This is a genomic window from Methylomonas koyamae (genome assembly GCF_019669905.1).
GTDB classification, from domain to species: domain Bacteria; phylum Pseudomonadota; class Gammaproteobacteria; order Methylococcales; family Methylomonadaceae; genus Methylomonas; species Methylomonas koyamae.
Map to the genome: position 1 here is coordinate 4,247,769 of NZ_AP019777.1, position 21,623 is coordinate 4,269,391.

General features: G+C 57.7%; 20 protein-coding genes. 6 read left to right on the forward strand and 14 right to left on the reverse strand.

What is annotated here, in order from left to right; genetic code table 11:
- Positions 1-7 precede the first annotated feature (7 nt).
- From MKFW12EY_RS19175 to gcvH, 8 genes are all read right to left on the reverse strand, one after another.
- On the reverse strand, positions 8-1,597 hold the full coding sequence (locus MKFW12EY_RS19175; RefSeq protein ID WP_221053579.1) for an ExeA family protein: 1,590 nt from the start codon (positions 1,595-1,597) through the stop codon (positions 8-10).
- A gap of 170 nt (positions 1,598-1,767) precedes the next feature.
- On the reverse strand, positions 1,768-4,134 hold the full coding sequence (locus MKFW12EY_RS19180; RefSeq protein ID WP_221053580.1) for a phosphoketolase family protein: 2,367 nt from the start codon (positions 4,132-4,134) through the stop codon (positions 1,768-1,770).
- Positions 4,135-4,206: 72 nt separating this feature from the next.
- The gene (locus MKFW12EY_RS19185) at positions 4,207-4,725 is read right to left on the reverse strand and encodes a 3'-5' exonuclease family protein (RefSeq protein WP_054763604.1); all 519 of its coding nucleotides are present in this window, start codon (positions 4,723-4,725) and stop codon (positions 4,207-4,209) included.
- 98 nt (positions 4,726-4,823) lie between these two features.
- On the reverse strand, positions 4,824-5,273 hold the full coding sequence (locus tag MKFW12EY_RS19190) for a hypothetical protein (RefSeq protein WP_221053581.1): 450 nt from the start codon (positions 5,271-5,273) through the stop codon (positions 4,824-4,826).
- 3 nt (positions 5,274-5,276) lie between these two features.
- Complete coding sequence (gene mazG, locus MKFW12EY_RS19195; protein ID WP_082410029.1) at positions 5,277-6,080, reverse strand: nucleoside triphosphate pyrophosphohydrolase; 804 nt, start codon at positions 6,078-6,080, stop codon at positions 5,277-5,279.
- Positions 6,077-7,009 carry a carbohydrate kinase family protein gene (locus MKFW12EY_RS19200; RefSeq protein WP_064027736.1) on the reverse strand — a complete coding sequence of 311 codons (933 nt, stop codon included), beginning with the start codon at positions 7,007-7,009 and terminating at the stop codon, positions 6,077-6,079. The genes mazG and MKFW12EY_RS19200 overlap by 4 nt, the downstream gene beginning before the upstream one ends.
- Positions 7,010-7,111: 102 nt before the next feature.
- On the reverse strand, positions 7,112-7,471 hold the full coding sequence (locus tag MKFW12EY_RS19205) for a diacylglycerol kinase (protein WP_064022867.1): 360 nt from the start codon (positions 7,469-7,471) through the stop codon (positions 7,112-7,114).
- Positions 7,472-7,481: 10 nt separating this feature from the next.
- Positions 7,482-7,865, reverse strand: a complete 384-nt coding sequence (gcvH, locus tag MKFW12EY_RS19210; RefSeq protein WP_064022868.1) for a glycine cleavage system protein GcvH — start codon at positions 7,863-7,865, stop codon at positions 7,482-7,484.
- Between the two features lie 145 nt (positions 7,866-8,010).
- On the opposite strand from gcvH, the gene MKFW12EY_RS19215 reads away from it, so the two are divergent.
- Positions 8,011-9,057 carry an efflux RND transporter periplasmic adaptor subunit gene (locus tag MKFW12EY_RS19215; RefSeq protein ID WP_245006358.1) on the forward strand — a complete coding sequence of 349 codons (1,047 nt, stop codon included), beginning with the start codon at positions 8,011-8,013 and terminating at the stop codon, positions 9,055-9,057.
- 15 nt (positions 9,058-9,072) lie between these two features.
- On the opposite strand, the gene MKFW12EY_RS19220 is transcribed toward MKFW12EY_RS19215, so the two are convergent.
- Together MKFW12EY_RS19220 and MKFW12EY_RS19225 are read right to left on the reverse strand one after the other, a co-directional pair.
- The gene (locus MKFW12EY_RS19220) at positions 9,073-10,113 is read right to left on the reverse strand and encodes an MJ1255/VC2487 family glycosyltransferase (protein ID WP_054760525.1); all 1,041 of its coding nucleotides are present in this window, start codon (positions 10,111-10,113) and stop codon (positions 9,073-9,075) included.
- Complete coding sequence (locus tag MKFW12EY_RS19225; RefSeq protein WP_054760524.1) at positions 10,110-10,634, reverse strand: phosphatase PAP2 family protein; 525 nt, start codon at positions 10,632-10,634, stop codon at positions 10,110-10,112. The genes MKFW12EY_RS19220 and MKFW12EY_RS19225 overlap by 4 nt, the downstream gene beginning before the upstream one ends.
- A 291-nt stretch (positions 10,635-10,925) precedes the next feature.
- Here MKFW12EY_RS19225 and MKFW12EY_RS19230 point away from each other — a divergent pair, with 291 nt between their 5' ends.
- The 5 genes from MKFW12EY_RS19230 to MKFW12EY_RS19250 all read left to right on the forward strand — a co-directional run bounded on the left by MKFW12EY_RS19230 (position 10,926) and on the right by MKFW12EY_RS19250 (position 19,264).
- Positions 10,926-12,383 (forward strand): TrkH family potassium uptake protein, encoded by a 1,458-nt coding sequence (locus MKFW12EY_RS19230; RefSeq protein WP_221053582.1) that lies wholly within the window; start codon positions 10,926-10,928, stop codon positions 12,381-12,383.
- 103 nt (positions 12,384-12,486) lie between these two features.
- Entirely contained in the window at positions 12,487-13,416 is a 930-nt protein-coding gene (gene secF / locus MKFW12EY_RS19235) for a protein translocase subunit SecF (protein ID WP_221053583.1), read from the forward strand.
- 54 nt (positions 13,417-13,470) lie between these two features.
- On the forward strand, positions 13,471-17,070 hold the full coding sequence (locus MKFW12EY_RS19240; RefSeq protein WP_221053584.1) for a pyridine nucleotide-disulfide oxidoreductase: 3,600 nt from the start codon (positions 13,471-13,473) through the stop codon (positions 17,068-17,070).
- Positions 17,071-17,188: 118 nt separating this feature from the next.
- Positions 17,189-18,625 (forward strand): sodium:proton antiporter NhaD, encoded by a 1,437-nt coding sequence (gene nhaD, locus MKFW12EY_RS19245; RefSeq protein WP_054760522.1) that lies wholly within the window; start codon positions 17,189-17,191, stop codon positions 18,623-18,625.
- A 429-nt stretch (positions 18,626-19,054) separates the two neighbouring features.
- On the forward strand, positions 19,055-19,264 hold the full coding sequence (locus MKFW12EY_RS19250) for a cold-shock protein (protein WP_054760518.1): 210 nt from the start codon (positions 19,055-19,057) through the stop codon (positions 19,262-19,264).
- Between the two features lie 37 nt (positions 19,265-19,301).
- Here MKFW12EY_RS19250 and rimO read toward each other — a convergent pair whose 3' ends face one another.
- Genes rimO through MKFW12EY_RS19270 form a run of 4 tightly spaced genes read right to left on the reverse strand, consistent with a single transcriptional unit; the run spans position 19,302 to position 21,567 of the window.
- Positions 19,302-20,612 (reverse strand): 30S ribosomal protein S12 methylthiotransferase RimO, encoded by a 1,311-nt coding sequence (gene rimO / locus MKFW12EY_RS19255; RefSeq protein WP_221053585.1) that lies wholly within the window; start codon positions 20,610-20,612, stop codon positions 19,302-19,304.
- Between the two features lie 18 nt (positions 20,613-20,630).
- Positions 20,631-20,963 carry a TusE/DsrC/DsvC family sulfur relay protein gene (locus MKFW12EY_RS19260; RefSeq protein WP_221054631.1) on the reverse strand — a complete coding sequence of 111 codons (333 nt, stop codon included), beginning with the start codon at positions 20,961-20,963 and terminating at the stop codon, positions 20,631-20,633.
- Positions 20,954-21,247 (reverse strand): sulfurtransferase complex subunit TusB, encoded by a 294-nt coding sequence (gene tusB / locus MKFW12EY_RS19265; RefSeq protein ID WP_054760515.1) that lies wholly within the window; start codon positions 21,245-21,247, stop codon positions 20,954-20,956. Before tusB ends, MKFW12EY_RS19260 begins: the two co-directional genes overlap by 10 nt.
- On the reverse strand, positions 21,247-21,567 hold the full coding sequence (locus tag MKFW12EY_RS19270; protein WP_054760514.1) for a DMT family transporter: 321 nt from the start codon (positions 21,565-21,567) through the stop codon (positions 21,247-21,249). The genes tusB and MKFW12EY_RS19270 overlap by 1 nt, the downstream gene beginning before the upstream one ends.
- Between the last annotated feature and the right edge of the window lie 56 nt (positions 21,568-21,623).

The window sequence follows — 21,623 nt, forward strand, 5'->3', positions numbered from 1 at the left end:
CCAAGACCTAGCGTTGACCGGCTTGCAAATGCGGCGAATCGGCGGCGCCGGTTAAATTATCCAAATGAATCAACGTCCTGGCTCCGGCAATGCCATCGGCCGCCAAATGCTGCAAGCGCTGAAATTCCGTCAATTGCCGTTTCAGCGTATCGTCGAAATAGTCCGGCTCGGCCTCGGCTTTCGCCAATTGCATCGCTTGCCCCAGCCTGTCGCGCAACCACAACACTTCGGCCGATTTCTGCGGCGCGGCAATTTCGCTGACGCCCGGGCGCGGCGAACGCCACAGCAGCAAAAAATTGCCGTCCCAATCCGCCAGCACATCGGCCAATGGAAAACGGATCGCACCGCCGGCCAAAACCAAGGTCCGCCCCTGTTCCACGGCTTGGATCGGCACGAAGCGCTTGCGGCCTTGGCCGTCGGCGAACTCCAGTAAAGCCGGACGATCCAGAGCGAGCACATCCTTCCAATTGCCTGTGCCGGGCAAGCAATACAAGCCTAGCTCGGTCGCATAACGGCAATCGGCCATCCGCCCGGCCGGCGCTGCCGCGCCCCAAATCCGTAACAGTTCGCCGAGTGCGGCATCGAAGGCCGGCGCCGAGTACTCCAGCCATGCGCGGAATGCCGGGTTTTCCGGCTGGGCGACAACCGGTTTCGATACGGCCGCTTCCGGAACGGTTAGCGGTTTCGCCGGACTTACCAACCCCAATTCATGCCGCCAGACATAGCCGCCGGCCATCGCGCCGGCTAACAGCAGCGCCGCGGCAACCGCCGGCAACCGGCGCGGCAGCCACGATTTCAAACCCAAGGTTTCCCGGGCCGAACGGCTGACGATGGCCGGGGTAATCCGCCCGGCATCGGTGGCATAGGCGCCGAGCAAGGCTCTATCGCACAAGATATTGATCAGTCGCGGCACGCCGGCCGAATAGCGGTAAATCCGCCGAATCGCGGCGGCGCTAAATAAACGGTGGCTGCCGCGGCAGACCCGCAACCGGTGCTGAATGTAAGCTTTGGTCTCGTCGAAGGATAAAGGCAACAGATGGTAGCGCGCGGTAATCCGTTGGTTAAGTTGGCGCAGCTCGCGCCGCCCCAGCATGGCGTTTAGTTCCGGCTGGCCGACCAGGACGATTTGCAGCAATTTGGCCTTGCTGGTTTCCAGATTGGTCAGCAACCGAATCTGCTCCAAGACTTCCAGGCTCAGATTCTGGGCTTCGTCGATCAACAGCACGGTGCGCCTGCCGGCGGCATAGGCCGAAAGCAAATATCGATTGATGGCGTCGATCAGGCTTTTCGCCGTCATCCCATCGTGTGCGATACCCAATTCGTCGCAAATCGTCGCCAACAATTCGATAGCGCTCAGCTTGGGGTTCAATATCAGGGCGATATCGATGTTGGCGGGCAATTGTTGCAGCAGACAGTGGCATAGCGTGGTCTTGCCGGTACCCACCTCGCCGGTCAACGCGACGAAACCGCCGCCGCGATCGATGCCGTACAGCAAATGCGCCAGGCCCTCCTGATGCCGTTCGCTCATGTACATGAAGTGCGGATCGGGCGAGATCGAAAACGGCGGCTCGCTGAAGTTGAAATATTGCTGGTACAAAGCGGCGGTTAAGTCGGAAGTTACGTTTGCTTAAAAATTACACTTAAATATCTGACCGAGTGCAAAAGATTTAGGCTTGGCCGGGCAACCCTGCCCTGGCGCATGATTAGCAATCAAAAACATAAAACGACAAACCCCGCCACATTGATTGGAATTGATAAATCGCGGCATCACGGCCAAATCCAATCATCCGCCTCCGGCAAATCCACGCCGTGCTCGTAGGCGTAATGCCGGCATTCGAGCTGCATATCGCGCATTTTTTCCTTGACGTGGGCGCCGGCGACTTTTAGCCCAGGCAAACGGTCGATCGCATCGATCACCAAACTAAAGCGGTCGATTTCGTTTTGAATCGCCAACTCCAGCGGGGTGTTGATGCTGCCCTTTTCCTTGTAGCCGCGCACGTGCAGATTTTTGTGGTTGGCGCGCCGATAAGCCAGACGGTGGATCAGCCACGGGTAGCCGTGGAAATTGAACAGAATCGGTTTATCCAGCGTGAACAGACTGTCGAAATCCTTGTCGCTCAAGCCGTGCGGATGCTCGCTGGTCGGCGTCAGTTTGTACAAATCGACGACGTTGACGAAACGTACTTTCAAATCCGGGAAATGCTGGCGCAGAATCACGGTCGCGGCCAACGCTTCCTTGGTCGGGATGTCGCCGGCGCTGGCCATCACCAAGTCCGGCTCGGCGCCGGCATCGTTGCTGGCCCATTCCCAGATGCCGATGCCTTTGCTGCAATGTTTGATCGCGGCGTCGATATCCAGATATTGCAAATGTTTCTGTTTGTCGGAAACGATGACGTTGACGTAATTGGTGCTGCGCAGGCAGTGGTCGGCAATCGCCAACAGGCAATTCACGTCCGGCGGCAGGTAGATGCGGGTGACCGCCGGGCTTTTGTTGACCACCAAATCCAGGAAGCCGGGGTCCTGGTGGGTAAAGCCGTTGTGGTCCTGGCGCCAAACGGTCGACGTAATCAACAGATTCAACGACGACACCGGCGCCCGCCACGGCACGGCCTGCATCATTGCCAGCCATTTGGCGTGCTGGTTGAACATCGAATCGATGACGTGGACAAAGGCCTCGTAAGTCGAGAAAAAGCCGTGGCGTCCGGTCAATAAATAGCCTTCCAGCCAGCCTTCCAGCGTGTGTTCGGACAGCATTTCCATGACCCGGCCGTCGGGCGATAACTCGCCGCCGTCGGCATCCTCCGGCAGATAATCGGCCAGCCAGGTTTTCTTGCTGGCGGCATAAATCGCATCCAGCTTGTTGGAACTATTTTCGTCCGGACCGAACACCCGGAAGTTATGCATATTGTCGGCCATGATGTCGCGCAGGAACTGGCCGAGCGGCCGGGTGTTTTCGGCGCTGATTTTGCCCGGTCCGGGCAAGGCCACGGCGTAATCGCGAAAGTCCGGCATCCGCAACGCCCGCCGCAACACGCCGCCGTTAGCCTGCGGCATCGCGCTCATCCGGCGCTGGCCTTGCGGCGCCAGAGCCTTAAGAGCCGAAACTAATTTGCCGTCGGCATCGAACAATTCCTCCGGTTTGTAGCTGCGCAGCCAGTCTTCCAGTTGTTGCAAATGGGCCGGGTTTTCGCGCACAGCCGCCATCGGCACCTGATGCGCACGCCAGTAGCCTTCGACTTTGCGGTTGTCTACAAACTTGGGACCGGTCCAGCCTTTCGGCGAACGCAACACGATCATCGGCCAACGCGGCCTTACTACCTCGCCGCCTGAACGCGCGACCTGCTGAATCTTGCGGATTTCCAGCAAACAGGTTTCCAGCGTCTCGGCCATTTTCCGGTGCATCGCCAGCGGCTCGTCGCCTTCGACAAAATACGGGGTCCAGCCGTAGCCTTTGAACAAATCGTCCAATTCCTGATGCGAGATGCGCGACAGCAGGGTCGGATTGTTGATCTTGTAGCCGTTCAAATGCAGGATCGGCAGCACCGCGCCGTCGCGGGCCGGATTCAGAAATTTGTTGGAATGCCAGGACGTGGCCAGCGGCGCAGTCTCCGCTTCGCCGTCGCCGACCACGGCCGCGACCAGCAAATCCGGGTTGTCGAAGGCCGCGCCGAAGGCGTGGGAAATGCTGTAGCCCAACTCGCCGCCTTCGTGGATCGAGCCCGGCGTTTCCGGCGTGCAATGGCTGCCGATACCGCCCGGAAACGAGAATTCCTTGAAGAACTGGCGCATGCCCTCTTCGTCTTCGCCTTTGTTGGGGTAAATCTCGCTGTAAGTGCCTTCCAGATAAGCCGGTGCCAATACGCCGGGCGCGCCGTGGCCGGGGCCGGCAATGAACAGCACGCTCTGGTCGTAGCGGTTGATGATCCGGTTCAAATGCACGTAGGCAAAGCTCAAGCCGGGGCTGGAACCCCAATGGCCGAGCAGACGGCGTTTGATATGCTCGGGCTGCAGGGGTTGGCGCAGCAACGGATTGTCGCGCAGGTAAATCATACCGGCGGCCAGATAATTGCAGGCGCGCCAATAGGCGTCGATCTGTTGCAATTCGCTATCGGAAACTAAAGTTGTCGTAGTCATTGCTGCTTCACCGTTGGAGTAAAAATGTAGCGTAGTAAATTTTCGATACGGACTGATAAGTGCACGGCGCGGTCAAGCCAAGGCGTAACCGCCGGCACCGCTTAGTTGCCGGGTGCGGGCATAAGTTTCCTGAATGATCAAGGCATCGGTGCTGGCGCGATGTCGGTGCATGGCAAATTCCTGGATTACCTGGCGCTTGGTTTGGCTCCAGATTTCCATTTGAGTTTCCTTCAAAATCAGCTCCAACGCGCTGAGGTAAAAACTCGGTTGCAGGCCGGATTGGTAAAACAGGCGGGACAGCCACGGTTTGTCGACCACCCAACCGTCGCAATAAACGGTTCGGTCGGCCAAGAATTCGTTGAGTTCGACGGCGACTTGCCGAATCGGTTTGCCATAGTCCAGCAAAGTGTCCCGGCTCAGGCCGTGCACCTGTTCCGCCTGCTCGTCCCAATACACCCAGTTGCCGGCCGGCCGAATCAACGCGCAGTATTTTTGCCCGGAACCCAGTACCACGCCGACTTCTATCGGATAACTGTCGTTGCCGAATCCGGACGCTTCGAAATCGAGTACATTCGGTCTGATGGGCTGCATCTGCGTATCCTTTTGCACGGGGTTAACCAGGCTAAGCCTAGCGCAAACGCAGCCGCAGCGCCCGGATTTTGTCGGGCGGCGACTGGGCCGGACAGCCGTTATTTACGCGGCCGTTTATGGCTGGCGTTTTTTTTCGAGGCAGCCTTGGTTTTCTTGGCCGATTTGGCGGGCGCATGCCTGTTGGCACGCGTGCTTGCGGCTCGGGAAGGCCGGGCCGCGGCCGGAATCGCCTTCGCCGGCTCGGCGGCTTCGGCCGGATCGTCCTGGTCCGCCGGCAAGTCGGGTGTCGGCACGCTTACCGGGTTATCGGCCGCGCCGGTGTCGTCGACAGCGTCCCGGTCGCAATCCGGCAAATCCCGGTCCTCCGCCGAGCAGATCACCCGATACACGATGCGGCGGCCGTCGTTTTTGCCGGCCGGCGCCGGTTCCGGCTGCGGTTTCGGCGCGGTGTCGTCGGAGATGCTACCCAGCAATTCGGCCTTGGCCGGTAGCGCCGCGGCCAAAACCAGAGCCAAGCCGGCTATGTGCGAAAAAGAGATGCCGCTCACGCCTCAAACCTGCTTCAGCTCGCGCTTGGCCCGATTCCACAAGCCATCCAGCTCGGCCAGTTCGCAGTCGCGCAATTGGCGGCCGGACGCGGCGACCTGCTTTTCGATGTAATTGAAGCGGCGGGTAAATTTTTTGGTGGCATCGCGCAGCGCTATTTCCGGATTGACTTTCAAATGCCGGGCCAGATTGACCGCCACCAGCAACAAATCGCCGACCTCCTCGTGGATGTGGGCTTGGTCGCCGGATCGCCAGGCCTCGTGGACCTCGTCGAGTTCCTCGCGGACCTTGTCGAACACCGGCTCGGCTTCGGGCCAATCGAAACCGTGGCTGGCGGCGCGGTTCTGGATTTTCTCGCATTGCACCAGGGCCGGCAGGCTGTGGGCAACGCCGGCCAGCACGCTTTCCGGCTGGGATTCCGCCTGCTTCTGGCGCCGCTCCTCGGCCTTGGCCTCGTCCCAGGCTTGTTGGCGCTGCTCGTCGTTGTCGAACTTGACGCCGGCAAACACGTGCGGATGGCGGCTGACCAGTTTCTGGCCGATGGCCGCGGCGACTTGTTCGAAATCGAACAGGCCGCGCTCCTGGGCAATTTGCGAGTGAAACACCACTTGCAGCAACAGATCGCCCAGCTCGCCGCGCAAATCGTCGAAATCGTTGCGCTCGATGGCATCGGCCACTTCGTAGGCTTCTTCGATGGTATACGGGATCAAGCTGTGAAAATCCTGCTTCAGGTCCCAAGCGCAACCCCGTTCGGGGTCGCGCAAGCGGGACATCAAGGCAAGCAGATCCTGGGTTTTCTGTAAACTCAAAACGTCGAACCGAAGGTTTCCTGATAGCGTTTTTTGAATTCCGCCATCGTGAAGGTGTGGTTCTGGGTGCCGTTGTGCTCGATTTTGATCGCGCCCAGCAGCGAGGCGATGCGGCCGGTAACCTCCCAGTCGTAATCGTTGATCAGGCCGAACAGCAAACCGGCCCGGTAAGCGTCGCCGCAACCGGTCGGATCGAGAATTTGTTTTGGGCTGGCCGGCGGGATGTCGATGATTTCGCCGCGGGTATAGACTTTGGAGCCTTGGCTACCCAAGGTCACGATCAACGCGTCGACTTTTTCGGCGATTTGTTCCGGCGTCAGGCCGGTGCGCTGTTGCAGCAGTTCGAACTCGTAATCGTTGAAAGTGGCGTAATTGGCCTGCTCCAAAAACTGCAGCAGTTCCGCGCCATCGAACATCGGCATGCCTTGGCCGGGATCGAAAATGAAGGGGATGCCCTGCTCGACGAATTGCTGGGCGTGTTCCTGCATGCCTTGTTTGCCGTCCGGCGAGACGATGCCGATCGTGATTTCCGAGTCCAGCGGCACGCTGTTGAAATGCGAGAAATTCATCGCCCCCGGATGGAAAGCGGTGATCTGGTTATCGTCCTGGTCGGTGGTGATGTAGGCCTGGCCGGTGTAATGGTCGTCCAGCACCTTGATGTAGCGGCTGCTGATGCCGCATTGGCTGAGCCATTGCGCATACGGCTCGAAATCGTGGCCGACGGTAGCCATGATCCAAGGCTCTTCCTGCAACAACTTCAGATTGTAGGCGATGTTGCCGGCACAGCCGCCGTATTCGCGCCGCATCGCCGGCACCAGAAACGACACGTTCAGGATATGGACTTTTTCCGGCAGGATGTGGTTTTTGAATTTGTCGTGAAACACCATGATGGTGTCGTAGGCCATGGAGCCACAGATCAATGCACTCATTGTTTTCCTTTGGGTTTAACTAAACTTTAGCGGCCCCTAAGGTAACGGATGTTGCTAACCGGTACAAGATAGCAGGCGAAACAACGAAAATCCGGCTTTCGCCTACAGCAATATCATGCCCCAGGTCGCCGCCGCCCAGATCAAGGACAGCATCACCGCCGCCGAGCCGATGTCCTTGGCCCGACCGGACAATTCGTGGTGTTCGAAACCGACCCGGTCGACGACGGCTTCGACCGCGGAATTCAATAGCTCCACCAGCAGCACCAATACCACGCTACCTATCAACAATACCTTTTCTATCGCGCCTTGCCCCAGCCACAATGCCAGCGGCGTCGTCACCACGAATAACGCCACTTCCTGGCGAAACGCCTCCTCGTGTTGCCAGGTCGCCTTGAAGCCGGCAATCGAAAAAAAGCAGGCGTTGATCAAGCGCCGCAAACCCTTTGCGTTTTGGTTAGCCATCGGTGGTTCTTTATGCCTCTATCAAATTTTGGTAGCCCTGCGCGTCCAATAATTGGTCGAGTTCGGCAGGGTCGTCGGCCTGGATGCAAAACAGCCAGGTTTGGTAAGCGTCTTCGTTGACCAGCTCCGGTGCATCCTGCACTGCCTCGTTCACGGCAACGACGCTGCCGCTGACCGGGCTGAACAAATCGGATGCGGTTTTGACCGACTCGACCACGGCCAATTGCTCCTGGGCTTTGACGGCGCGGCCGACCTCGGGCAGGCCAATGAAGACAATGTCGCCCAGTTCGGACTGGGCAAAATCGGTGATGCCAACCCGCACCAGGCCGCCGTCTTCCAGCTTGGCCCATTCGTGAGTTTGCGCGTATTTCAAATTCTCTGGTGCTTCTGTCATGGGATATCTCTCTGGCCGTAATCAATCCGAAACAGGATAACCGGCTAATTTTTTAACACAACAAAAAAATGCAGGCCCAGCCACGGCGAACCTTATAATTCCGGCCAACTCCGCCCTGGCCGGCGGCCACTGCCGCCGGCCAGGATTGTTCATTCAAACCGTCATCCAGTTCATGCGTAGCGCTTATGCCCTGGCCTGCTTGTTAGGCAGTTTCTCACTATTGGCGGCAGCGGCCGCAACCGACGGCGACGACGCGCCGGCGCCGGCAAAATCGGTGCCGGCTCGGCCGCAAGGCGATACGCTGGAGCTGGACGCCGCCGGCCAAGCCTTGGCCGGCATTCGCAGCGAGCCGCTGCGGGGCGCGCGCCGACAACCCGAGACCACCGCCTACGGCACGGTGCTGAACCCGGAACCGCTGTTGGCGGTGCGCCAGCAGTTTCTGGCCGCCAGCGCCCAGCAAGCCGGCGCCCGTTCCCGCTTCAGCGAAGCCGAACATAACCTGAACCGCACCCGCGACCTGCACCGCCAGGACATCGTTTCGACCCGGCGCCTACAAGAACAGCAGGCGATACGCGATGCCGACCAAGCCAATCTGGCCGCCAACAGCTATCAGCAGCAACTGATCGTCGCCAACAGCCGGTTAACCTGGGGCGACACGCTGACCGAGTGGTTTACCCGCCCCGAACATAAAGCCGCCGCCGAACTGCTCGAGCACCGGGCGCAACTGCTGCAAATCACGCTGCCGGCCGGCACTCGGCTGGAACCCGGAACCGTCCGGATTCAAGCCGACCCGGCCGGGCAACGCCAAACCGCGCTTAGCGCCGACCTGGTCTCGGCGGCTCCGCAAGCCGATCCGGTCACGCTGGGCCAGCGTTACTTTTTTAAATGCAGCCAATGCCGCTGGCCGCTGGGCACGCACATTACCGTCTGGCTGCCCAGCGGCCCAGCCGGCGAAAGCGGCGTCGATGTGCCGCAATCGGCGCTGATCTGGCATATGGGCCAGGCCTGGGTGTTCGTCAAAACCGATGCGACCCATTTCAGCCGGCGGCCGCTGACCACCTATTCCGCCAACGGCGCGCACTATTTCGTCGGCGAAGGCCTGCATCCCGACGAGGAAATCGTCACCGCCGGCGCGCAAACCTTGTTATCGCAAATGCTGAAGGCGCAGATTCCGGAGGAAGACGACGATTGACGGCAACGCGCGAGGCTAGTGCTTGACTTGCAACACTTCGACCGATTCCCAAACCCGTTCGACGAACTCGGTGTCCATGGCCGGCATGCCGGCGTTGATCCACTGCACGATAATCTTGGCGACGTTCGGATAGGTCACCCGCAGGCTGTGCGGATTATGCAGCCAATCCTCGATCACTTGCGGCGCCAGGTCGAACATGGTGTGGCCGTAACCGAGCTGCTTCAGCGCTTCGGCATTGGAGATCTGTTCCATCTGCGAGTGCAGCGGCTTGACCAGAATTTTCTTGCCCAACTGTAAGGACTCGCTGGCCAGCTCGAAACCGGCGTTGCTGATGATGCCGGCGCAATCGTATAAATCCCGCTGAAAGCCGTCGCGCGACAATGGTTTGCATTGCACGTGCGCATACTTCGAGGCGGCGGGTTGCGGCGAGTAGACGTGGAACTCGAAATTTTCGAACGGACACAACAGTTTGACGACTTCGTCGCCGTCTTCGAACGGCAGATACACCACGATCTTGTTGGCCTGCACCTGCTGCGGCAATTCCGGGGTTTCGATGATGGGCGGCAGGATCGGCTGACCGAAGTGGTGCCAATGCAAGCCGATGCCGATGTCGGCCGGCGCGAAATATTTCATGACCCGGTCGGCAATCGGGTCGCCGCCGGCGCGCGGAATCTTGTGGCCGAATGCGTATTGGTGGCCGATACCGAGCACTTTTTTCTGCTGCCGTTTCGCGGCCCAGGCCGTGACCGGCTCGAAATCGCTGATGACCAAATCGTAGCCGCTCAAATCCAGACTGCCGATATCTCTGACGAAGCGGATCGGGCTGGCCTCGAGCGCGGTTTTCAGGTAGCTGACCTGGCCTTTGTGGGTGTTGAAGGTCAAACCGGTTTTCACCCGGTAGCCGTTGAACACTTCCATGTCGAAATATTGTTCCGCCGGGCGACCGCTGAACTGAAAGTCCACCTGGCAACCGGCCGCATACAATTCCTTTGCCATGACCCGAGCCCGGGTAATGTGGCCATTACCGGTACCTTGCACACCGTAAAAAATTTTCATGATAAAACGTAATTGAGGCTAAAAAATGCGGTGCCGACACCCAGAAACATGCCCATCAACGTGTCGGTCGGAAAGTGCACGCCGAGCACGACCCGGGAAAAGCCGACGGCGGCGGCCCAGCAATACAACGCAGTCGCCAGTTGCGGCAGGCAATAGCCGAACAGGGTTGCCACCATGAACGCCGCCGAGGTATGGCCCGAGGGAAAACTGAACTGGTCGGCCGGCTTGATCGCACTTTGAAAGTTGCTGAGCGCTTGCTGCGGGCGGTTGCGTTTAAAACCCTTTTTCAACGCGAAATACACCGGCCTTTCGATCAGAAACGCCAGCACCATGGCTTGCAACAGCCCGTCCTGGCCGCCCCGATCCCAATACAGCCAGCCGGCCGCCAGCACGTACAGCAAACCGTCCGCCGTCCGGGAAATTCCCCGGCACACCGGCATCAGACTGGTACGGATCGCGACGGCGTTGACCCAGGTGAACATCGTCACGTCGTATTTGTGTATGGAATAAATCAGTTTCATGTCCGGCCCTCCGGGGTTGATTGCGCAGGTCGACCGCGACTGCCGCGCAAGCTGAAAATCTTGGATTTTCCGTATGTTCGAATTCCTTAACTGCACTGCCAGCTTAGGATCGGTTTGTGACAGGCGGATGACGCTTTGTTTAAGGTTTTGTGACAGGGCCAAATTCGGGATTGTTTGTTACAATTGCCGGCTGCGGCGCGTCCGGCCCTTCTGCCTGCCGGCCCCGATTTTCCGGCCCGCGCTTTTCCATTAATCGGCAACCCTCCTTTCGGATCGATTCAGGCGGCAAACATGCAACGTTTTTGTACCCTCGGTTTTGTGCTCGGCCTGATTCTGATGGTGTTCGGTTTGACTTATACCCTGCCGATTGCGACGTCTTTGTATTTCGACGACGGCATGGCAGAACACTTCGTCAACGGCATGTCTTTGAATATCGGTGTCGGCAGCCTGCTATCCGGCCTGACCATGCGTTTTCGCGGCGACGTCAAAACCCGCGACGGCTATTTGTTGGTGGCTTCGTTCTGGATATTGATGTCGGCGGCGGCAACCTTGCCGTTGCTCTGGGGCATGCCCGGCTTGTCGTTTACCGACGCGTTTTTCGAGTGCGTCTCCGGCTTCACCACCACCGGTGCCACGGTGCTGATGGGCCTGGACCACCTGGCGCCGTCGCTAAACCTGTGGCGGCACGAACTGAACTGGATCGGCGGCCTGGGTATCATCGTGTTGGCCGTGGCGATTCTGCCGCTGTTGGGCGTCGGCGGCATGCAGTTGTACAAGGCCGAGATTGCCGGCCCGGTCAAGGACAGCAAGATCACGCCGCGCATCACCGAAACCGCGCGCTTGCTGTGGCTGGTGTACGCCGGCGGCACGGTGTTGTGCACGTTGAGCCTGAAACTGGCCGGCATGGGCTGGTTCGATGCGCTCTGCCACGCGTTTTCCACGCTGGGCCTGGGCGGATTTTCGACCCACGACGCCAGCATCAGTTATTACGATTCTCCGGCGATCGAATTCGTACTGGTCGTGTTCATGCTGATCTCGGCCATTAATTTCGCCACGCATTACACGGTGATGCATCAAATCAGCCTGAAGCCTTACCTGTTGGATCCGGAAGCGATTCCGATGCTGGGCGTGGTCTCAGGCAGCATTCTGCTTTGCGCCGGTTACTTGTGGCATTTCGAAACCTATCCGGATTTTTTCGAGAGCCTGCGCCACGTTGCGTTCAATCTGGTCTCGGTCGCCACCGATTGCGGCTTCATGAGCGCGGACTACGACCGCTGGCCGCCCTTCGTGCCGTGGTGGATGTTGTATTTGAGCTGTATCACCGCCTGCACCGGCTCGACCGGCGGCGGCATCAAGATGTTCCGCACCCTTCTGCTGTGGAAGCAGGCCGGCCGGGAAATGTTCAGCATTCTGCATCCGCGCGCGGTCAATCCGATCCGGATCGGCGACACCCCGATCGCCAACAAGATCATTTTCGCGGTATTGGCCTTCATTTTCCTGTATTTCATTTCGATCGTCGTGCTGACCTTTTCGCTGATCTTTTCCGGGCTGGACCCGATTTCGGCGCTGAGCGGCATTATCGCCTGCATCAATAACGCCGGCCCCGGCTTGAACGTGATCGGCCCGGCGCAGAATTACGGAGTACTCAGCGATTTCCAAACCTGGATTTGCTCGATTGCGATGCTGCTGGGACGCTTGGAAGTATTCACGCTGATCGTGCTTTTTACACCCACGTTCTGGAGAAAATAGTACAATTCGCCGGACCAATTCTGCGTCGGCCCGGCCAACTACGCTCGTTTTGAGCCGGCCACAGGCTACAAAAATCTCAATTCTAAAATCAGGAACATTTGACATGACTTCCGCCCGACATATCGACTTTCTCAGCAAAAGAAAAATAGCCTTTTTCTTTTCCGGCAGCCTGCTACTGATTTCGATCATTTCGTTTTTCGCCAAGGGCTTGGATCTGGGCATCGATTTTACCGGCGGCAGCGTCTACGAGATGCACTACAACCAAGCCGCCGATCTGGACAAGATGCGCGCCACGTTGGAACAGGAAGGTTTCGCCGACGCCAATCTGCAGCATTTCGGCAGCGCGGCGGACGTGCTGATTCGACTGAAACCGGTAGAGAACATCAGCCAAAAGGAACTTAGCGAAAAAGTCCTGAAAGTCGCCAACAGCAGCCAAGCCCAACCCGGCGAATTGCGCCGCGTCGAGTTCGTCGGCCCACAAGTCGGCGAAGACCTGATCAACGACGGCGGCTTGGCGCTGCTGTTCGCCTTTATCGGCATCATGGTCTACGTCAGCGTTCGCTTCGAGTGGAAACTGTCGCTGAGCGCTATCGCCGCGCTGTTCCACGACACCATCATCACGATGGGCTTTTTCTCGGTGTTCGGCTGGGAGTTCGACATGACGGTGCTGTCGGCGATTCTGGCGCTGATCGGCTACTCGATCAACGACACCATCGTCGTCTACGACCGGATCCGGGAGACGGTCCACACCAGCAGGATCAAGGAATCGATCAACGAAATTGTCAACACCGCGTTGAACGACACGCTGAGCCGAACCATCCTGACTTCTTTAACCGTATTCCTGACCTTGCTGGCGCTGGCATTTCTGGGCGGCAAGACCATCCACGGCTTCGCCATCGCGATGATGATCGGCGTGGTCAAGGGCACTTATTCCTCGATTTATATCGCCAGCTCGTTGGCGCTGAGCCTTGGCCTGACCCGCGAAGACTTGATGCCGCCAGCCAAGGACAACGTCGTCGACGACATGCCTTAATTGGCCGCCTTATTCCGATTCCCAACTTCGAGCGTACATTCACGGACTAACTTGATGACCCAACAGCTAAATACTCGCGAACTGACTCAACTAACTCTCGGCATCCCCGGCTTCGAATACAAAGACCTTTACGACAGCAAACGCCTGGCCGATTTGTTGTCCGTGTTCGACCAATCGGTCAAGCAACACGACTCGGCTCTGTTCGACGAGATCGCCGCCTACCGCGCTTGCGGCGGCGCCGGCATGAAGCCGGAAGACATATCGGAACTGTTGGTCAGAACGGCGCCGCTGGTCGGCACCTTCGTTGCCAAGCTGTTCAACGTTGAAGACGTACGCGACCAGCAAATCGGCCATATTCGCGGCGAGTTCGACAGCGTGTTTACTTACCGCACCCAGATCGTCGGCAACCTGGCCAAACTGTTCAAAGGCCAAACCATCGACAGTTGGGATATAGCGGCATTGCGCGCTGAAATGGACGGCCTGCTGGCCGCCGCCGGCAAAACTGAGTTGTTCGACACCGATCCGGAGTTGGCGGTTAGTCAATTGGGCGCCGACCTGTGGCGGGCAGCGCAGCAGGAAAACCCCAGCGCGGCAGATGCCGCCGCCTACGATACGGTTTGTCGCTGGAGCTTTGCCGCCAAACAGGCCCCCGAATTGCAAAGCCTGGTCGCAAAATGGCTGAGCTTTAAAGTCCCGGAAAAAACCAATCTGGAAAATCTGGTCGACCACGAAAGCGTGGCGCAAAACGGTTACGACGTTTGGGCTTGCGACGACCACCATCACCGCCGCCGCGACGGCTTCGCCTTGACCGACAAGCGCTTCAACCAGCGCCAGGCCTTGTACGAAGTCGACCATTGCATCTATTGCCACGACCGCGACAACGACTCCTGCTCGAAGGGCATCAAAAACAAAAAAGACGGCACGTTCAAAACCAACCATTTGAACGCGCTGATGACCGGCTGCCCGCTGGAAGAAAAAATTTCCGAAATGCACGTGGTCAAACGCCAGGGCGACAACATCGGCGCACTGGCGATGATCATCATCGACAACCCGATGTGCCCCGGCACCGGCCACCGGATTTGCAACGACTGCATGCGCGGCTGCATTTACCAAAAAACCGAGGCGGTCAACATCCCGCAAATCGAAACCAACGTGCTGACCGACGTTCTGTTCATGCCCTGGGGTTTCGAGATTTACAGCCTGCTGACCCGCTGGAATCCGCTCAACGTCAAGCGCTCCACCGCCCAGCCCTACAACGGCAAAAATGTGCTGGTCGCCGGCATGGGCCCGGCCGGTTACACCTTGGCGCATTACCTGTTGAACGAAGGCTTTGGTGTGGTTGGTATCGACGCGCTAAAAATCGAGCCATTGCCACTGCATTTGACCGGCGACCGCAATAACCCGCCGCTGCCGATTATCGATTTCAAAGATCTGTACGATGACCTGGACAAGCGAGTCATGCTCGGTTTCGGCGGCGTCGCCGAATACGGCATCACCGTGCGTTGGGATAAAAATTTCCTGAAAGTGATTTACCTGACCCTACTGCGCCGCAGCGCCTTCAAATGTTACGGCGGCGTCCGTTTCGGCGGCACCGTGACGATCGACGAAGCCTGGGAATTGGGTTTCGACCACATCGCTATCGCCAGCGGCGCCGGTAAGCCGACGATCATCGATCTGAAAAACAACATGACCCGCGGCATCCGCAAGGCATCGGACTTTTTGATGGGCTTGCAATTGACCGGCGCGGCCAAGGAATCGTCGCTGGCCAACCTGCAACTGCGCTTGCCGGCCGGCGTGATCGGCGGCGGCTTGACCGCTATCGACACCTGCACCGAAGCCTTGGCTTACTATCCGTTGCAAGTCAGCAAAATTCTGCACCGCTACGAAAAACTGTCAGCCAAATATGGCGAAGCCGAAGTCCGCCGCCGTTACGACGCCGAAGAACTGGAAATCCTCGAAGAATTCCTGGCTCACGGCCGTGTCATCGAACAAGAACGGCAGCGCGCCGCCGCAGCCGGCGAAACTCCGAATTTCCTGCCATTCCTGAAACAATGGGGCGGCGTGACGCTGTTCTACCGTAAAGGCATCAAGGACTCGCCAGCCTACCGGCAGAACCACGAAGAGATTCACGAAGCTTTGTCCGAAGGCATTTTCCTAGCGGAGGGCATGAGCCCGCTGGAAGCGATCGAAGACCAGTACGGCCACCTGAAAGCCGTCCGTTTCGAGAAACTGACCGAGCAGGAAGGCCGCTGGCGTAAAACCGACGAAGTCGAAGTAAGCCTACGCGGCTTGTTCATCGCCGCCGGCACCGCACCGAACACGATCTACCAATCCGAGCATCCGCGCACTTTCGCGATGGAAGGCAAATTCTACAAACGCCACGAACCGGACTGGTTGGACGGCAAAGCGCAACTGGCGCCGATGGCCGACGACGCCCAAGTCAAGGTCGGCAAACCGGCGCCGTTTACCTCCTACCAAAGCGAAGGCCGCTACATCACCTTCTACGGCGACAACCACCCGGTTTACGCCGGCAACGTGGTTAAAGCGATGGCCAGCGCCAAAGACGGTTATCCGTATATCGTCAAATTGTTCGCCAACGAACTGGCTGCGCTCGACCCGGCCCAACAAAGCCAACGCGACGCCCAACTGCACGGCTTGCAAGACAAACTGGACGAGTTGTTTTTGGCCCGTGTTGTCGAAGTCAATCGCCTGACGCCGACCATTATCGAAGTGGTGATCAAGGCCCCGGCAGCGGCCAAGCATTTCGAACCCGGCCAATTCTATCGGGTACAGAATTACGAATCGCTGGCCCCGGTGGTCGAAGGCACCACGCTGGCCGCGGAAGGCTTGGCGTTGACCGGCGCCTGGGTTGACAAAGAAAAAGGCCTGGTATCCTTGATTGCATTGGAAATGGGCAGTTCCAGCCGCCTGTGCGCGACCTGGAAACCCGGCGATCCGTTGGTGTTGATGGGCGTCACCGGCGCTCCGACCGAAATTCCGACCGGCAAAACCGTATTGCTGCTGGGCGGCGGTTTGGGCAACGCGGTACTGTTCTCGATCGGCAAGGCCATGCGCGCCGCCGGCAATAAAGTGTTGTACTTCGCCGGTTACCGCAACCGTATCGACTTGTTCAAGGTGCCGGAAATCGAGGAAGCGTCCGACGTCATCGTCTGGGCCGTCGATAACATACCGGGCAACGACGCGATTCCAGTGACCCGGCCGCAGGACAAGACCTTCGTCGGCAACATCGTCGAAGCGATGGTCGCCTACGCCGAAGGCCAATTAGGCGAAACCACGCTGAAATTGCAGGATGTCGACCATCTGATCGTGATCGGCTCAGACCGCATGATGGCAGCGGTCAAAGCGGCGCGCTTCGCAGCGCTGAAACCGTATTTGAAGACCGACCACGAAGCGGTCGGCTCGATCAACTCGCCGATGCAGTGCATGATGAAAGGGGTCTGCGCGCAGTGCTTGTGCAAGCACGTCGATCCGGAAAGCGGCGAGGAAAGCTTCATGTATTCCTGTTACAACCAGGACCAAGCCTTGGACTACGTGGACTTTCCGAATTTGAACGCCCGCTTACGGCAAAATACCGTGCAGGAAAAACTGTCGTCGTTGTGGTTGACTTACTTGCTGGAAGCGGCCGGTAACTAAACCTTTACAACATAAGCCCGCATTCCGGCTCCGGCTGGAAACGCGGGCCGCTTTCGCGGCTAAGGAACTCGGTACCGCCGCGACAGTCTGGGCTTCAAATTCTGAAAGGAGTTCGCTCGTGTTACTACGTATTTCGTTGTTTCTGCTATTTGCTTGCTCGCCAACCCTAGTTTGGGCCAGCAACGAACCCACCGCCTCCCATGTACTCGATTTGACCCACCACTGGGTAGGCTACCTCGCCATTTGCATTTTCTCGCTGGCCTACACCTTGGCTATGACCGAGGAAGTCACGGAATTAAACAAATCCAAACCGATGGTGCTCGCGGCGAGCTTGATCTGGGCGTTTATCGCCGGCGTCTACGTTAACGGCGGCATGCGCGAGGAGGCCGGTCAAGCCTTTCGCGCCGCGCTGATCGGCTACGCCGAGCTGTTTTTGTTCATTATGGTGTCGATGGCCTATTTGAACGCGATGGAAAATCGCGGGGTGTTCGATAATTTGCGGGTCTGGCTGCTGAGCAAAGGCTTCAGCTACCGCAAACTATTCTGGATAACCGGATTCATGTCGTTTTTCATGTCGTCGGTGTGCAATAACCTGACGACAGCGCTGTTGATGGGTGCCGTCATCATGGCAATGGGCAAGGACAACCGGCGCTTCGTGACACTGGCGTCGATCAATGTCGTGGTGGCGACCAACGCCGGCGGCTCGTTCAGCCCGTTCGGCGATATAACCACGCTGCTGGTCTGGCAGAGCGGCGTGGTGCCGTTCGCCGATTTCTTCTCGCTGTTCATCCCGGCAATCGTCAATTTTGCGTTGCCGGCTATCGTCATGCATTTCTGGATTCCGCGCGAATTTCCGGCCGCAGTGGGCAAAGCGCCGACCATGAAGCGCGGCGCGCTGGCGATGATCGTCCTGTTTTTGTTGACCATCATCACCGCAGTCTGCTTCGAGAATTTCCTGAAATTACCGCCCGCCGCAGGCATGTTGGCCGGCCTGACTTATCTGAAATTTCTCGGTTATTACCTGCAAAAAACTGAAGACAAGAGCAAAGGCAGCGATTTTGCCCACGTTTACAAGCTGTTTCAGGTTGAGTTGCCGGCCACGCAGCAAAACCAAAGTTTCGACGTATTCAAGAGCGTCGCCCACCTGGAATGGGACACCTTGCTGTTTTTCTACGGCGTCATGATGAGCGTCGGCGGTTTGAGTTTCATCGGTTATTTGACGATGGCCTCCAACGTGCTTTACATCGGCATGGACCCGACGATTGCCAACATTCTGGTCGGCATTTTTTCCGCCTTCATCGATAACGGCACGATTATGTTTGCGGTACTGACAATGCACCCGGACATCTCGCAAGGCCAATGGCTGTTGGTGACGTTGACCGCCGGCGTCGGCGGCAGCCTGTTGGCGATCGGGTCGGCAGCCGGCGTCGGCCTGATGGGGCAAATGAAGGGTATTTATACCTTTAGCAGCCATTTGAAATGGATGCCGGTGATATTACTGGGCTTCTTCGGCAGTATCGCCGCCCATTTCCTGCTCAACGGCCATTATTTCTGAGCCACAATCGGCAGCAAGGGATTGCTGCCCGTTAGGGCAATTGCCAAAAACATCGGATTTGTATCGCTTTTTGCAACACGTCATTTGGCGCTAGCTTCCGCCGCCGCCAGCCGCCCCTGCCGGACGCACCGAAAGAATATTTATTTATTTTTCAAAGCGTTAAACCCAGCCCATCTTACCAAAACCGTCTCCCGCCGCCTGCAACTGCCGCTAACATTCGGCAGGCCCGCCATATGCCAGGCAAAAATCGCTTTACTTTTTGTGGATAGCCGCAGCGAGCCATGTATAATGCAACCGATTTAGCTCGGTATCGTTGTCGCTTTTCAAGCTCGCAATAGGATCAACAAACTTTGTTTTCCGCTTACCCGCTTTAGTCACAAACCCTAGTTACAAACCAGCGAATAGCACTTTATAAAGCAAGAGAAATTTATGTCAGTTCAAGTAGAAGGCAAAGTTAAATGGTTCAACGATGAAAAAGGTTTCGGCTTCATCGAACAAGAGGGCGGCAAAGACGTGTTTGTGCATTTCAGCGCAATCAATGGCAGCGGCCGCAGAACTTTGAAAGAAGGCCAAAAAGTCACGATGGAAGTGACCAACGGCCAAAAAGGCCCGCAAGCGGAAAACGTTACTCCGTTATAAATCCGATAAAAAAACCGCCTCACCAGCGGCTTTTTTGTTAGACCAGTCTGGCCCAAAGGTCGTATTCGTCGGCGTCCTCGATTTCGACGTCGACGAATTCCCCGACCTGAAGATGGCTGGCGCCATCAATGAACACCTGTCCGTCGATTTCGGGGGCGTCGCTTCTGCTGCGTGCCACCGCGCCTTCTTCGACCACTTCGTCGACCAACACGATCTCCCGACTGCCTATCCGCCGCTTTAAGCGTTCGGCACTGATTACAGCCTGATGCTCCATGAAACGCGCCAACCGCTCCTGCTTAACTTCTTCCGCCACCGCATCCGGTAACGCGTTTGCCGCCGCACCCTTGACCGGCGAATAAGCAAAACAACCGACTCGGTCCATTTGCGCTTCCGTCAAAAACTGCAATAGCTCTTCGAATTCCTGCTCGGTTTCGCCGGGGAAACCGACGATAAACGTACTGCGTATGGTTAAATCCGGACAAATTTCGCGCCAGACACGAATGCGCTCCAGATTGTTTTCCGCTGCGGCCGGCCGCTTCATCAACTTCAAAATCCGGCTGCTGGCGTGTTGAAACGGGATATCCAGGTACGGCAGGATTTTCCCGTCGGCCATCAGCGGCACGACGTCGTCGACATGCGGATAGGGATAGACGTAATGCATCCGCACCCAAATCCCGAGCTCGCCCAAGGCCGCCGCCAAATCTTTGAAGCGGGTTTGGTAGTCGCGGCCACGCCACGACCGGCTTTGGTAGTGCAAATCCAAACCGTAAGCACTGGTGTCCTGCGACACGATCAATAGCTCTTTAACGCCCGCGCCAGCCAGCTTCTCGGCCTCGACCATCACATCGTCGAGCGGCCTGCTGACCAGGTCGCCACGCATCGACGGAATGATGCAAAAGGTACAACGGTGGTTGCAGCCTTCCGAAATCTTCAAGTAGGCATAATGCTTGGGCGTCAATTTAATGCCTTGCGGCGGCAACAGCTCCAGGAAGGGATTGTGCGCCGGCGGCAAATGTTCGTGCACGGCTTCCAGCACTTCGTCGGTGGCGTGAGCGCCGGTGATTTTCAGCACTTGCGGATGCCGCGCCAGAATTTCGTCCTGCCGCGCGCCTAGACAACCGGTGACGATAACCTTACCGTTTTCGGCCAGGGCTTCGCCGATGCTGTCCAGCGACTCTTCCACCGCCGCATCGATAAAACCGCACGTATTGACGATGACCAGATCGGAATCCTTGTAATTCGGCGACACCTGGTAACCCTCGGTGCGTAAGCGGGTCAGAATCTGTTCGCTATCGACCAGGGCTTTCGGACACCCCAAACTAATAAAACCAACACGCGGATTACTCATCAAATTCTCTCGAAAACGTTATAAACAGGTAGGCGGCTTCGGCAAGCCGGCAATTTTGCAGGCGTATTTCAGCGGACCTTTGGGAAATAGTTTTTGCAGATAACGGCTGTTGCCTTTGTCTTCGCCGAATTGTTTACGCACCGCGGCGACAAACATCCTGGCGTTGGGCAAATGCTTAAAGCGCGCGTAGTAGTCGCGAATGAAATACAGGATCTCCCAATGGGCATCCTCCAGCTCCAAGGCCTCGGCCAGCGCCAACGCCTTGGCGACGTTTGGATTCCACTGCCCCGGGTCGCGCAAAAAACCGTCTTCCGTGGTTTCCAAATCCGCGCCGTCGTGTATCAACACCAGGAATGGATCGCCGGATGCTTGACGGTTAACTCGACCAAGCCGGCGTAGTCTATCGCTTCGATCCCGGGCAACAAGCGATCCGCCGCCAAGCCGTGAGCCGCGACCATATCCCGCATCGCATACAACTTGCAGGATCGATCCAATGCCCGTTGCAACAAGCGGTTATCCCGGTGGCCGCGCAACGCACTACAGACCGTGGCATCCAGCAGCACGATCTCGTCGCCCGGCGCCATTCTCTCGAATAGCTCGGCCTGCAGCGGCGCTTGCGACAACAAATGCAACATCACTCGGCGTGGGTCAATTTCAGGCCGACGATGCCCACGACAATAAACATAATCGACGCCAGCCGCACCCAGTCGGCCGGCTCCTTGAACCACACCACGCCGATCACGGCGACCCCGACCGCGCCCATGCCGGTCCACACCGCGTAGGCGGTTCCCAACGGCAAAGTGCGGATAGCCAACATCAACAAATAAAAACTGCCGATACCGGAGATCCCGGTCACCACGCTCGGCCACAGCTTGGTAAAGCCATCGTTAAACTTCAGACTTACCGCAAACACGATTTCCGAACAACCCGCGGCCAACAATAGCAACCAACCCATCAAAACCCCTGCCTTTGGACTATAATCGCCGTTATTTTACAATAGCGCTTTCCGCA

Bases quoted from the DNA above. Each gene is read 5' to 3' on its own strand.
- MKFW12EY_RS19180 (WP_221053580.1), bottom strand. From the start codon at position 4,134: ATGACTACGACAACTTTAGTTTCCGATAGCGAATTGCAACAGATCGAC.
- MKFW12EY_RS19185 (WP_054763604.1), bottom strand. From the start codon at position 4,725: ATGCAGCCCATCAGACCGAATGTACTCGATTTCGAAGCGTCCGGATTC.
- MKFW12EY_RS19200 (WP_064027736.1), bottom strand. From the start codon at position 7,009: ATGAGTGCATTGATCTGTGGCTCCATGGCCTACGACACCATCATGGTG.
- MKFW12EY_RS19205 (WP_064022867.1), bottom strand. From the start codon at position 7,471: ATGGCTAACCAAAACGCAAAGGGTTTGCGGCGCTTGATCAACGCCTGC.
- gcvH (WP_064022868.1), bottom strand. From the start codon at position 7,865: ATGACAGAAGCACCAGAGAATTTGAAATACGCGCAAACTCACGAATGG.
- MKFW12EY_RS19220 (WP_054760525.1), bottom strand. From the start codon at position 10,113: ATGAAAATTTTTTACGGTGTGCAAGGTACCGGTAATGGCCACATTACC.
- MKFW12EY_RS19225 (WP_054760524.1), bottom strand. From the start codon at position 10,634: ATGAAACTGATTTATTCCATACACAAATACGACGTGACGATGTTCACC.
- MKFW12EY_RS19230 (WP_221053582.1), top strand. From the start codon at position 10,926: ATGCAACGTTTTTGTACCCTCGGTTTTGTGCTCGGCCTGATTCTGATG.
- secF (WP_221053583.1), top strand. From the start codon at position 12,487: ATGACTTCCGCCCGACATATCGACTTTCTCAGCAAAAGAAAAATAGCC.
- MKFW12EY_RS19240 (WP_221053584.1), top strand. From the start codon at position 13,471: ATGACCCAACAGCTAAATACTCGCGAACTGACTCAACTAACTCTCGGC.
- MKFW12EY_RS19250 (WP_054760518.1), top strand. From the start codon at position 19,055: ATGTCAGTTCAAGTAGAAGGCAAAGTTAAATGGTTCAACGATGAAAAA.
- rimO (WP_221053585.1), bottom strand. From the start codon at position 20,612: ATGAGTAATCCGCGTGTTGGTTTTATTAGTTTGGGGTGTCCGAAAGCC.
- tusB (WP_054760515.1), bottom strand. From the start codon at position 21,247: ATGTTGCATTTGTTGTCGCAAGCGCCGCTGCAGGCCGAGCTATTCGAG.
- MKFW12EY_RS19270 (WP_054760514.1), bottom strand. From the start codon at position 21,567: ATGGGTTGGTTGCTATTGTTGGCCGCGGGTTGTTCGGAAATCGTGTTT.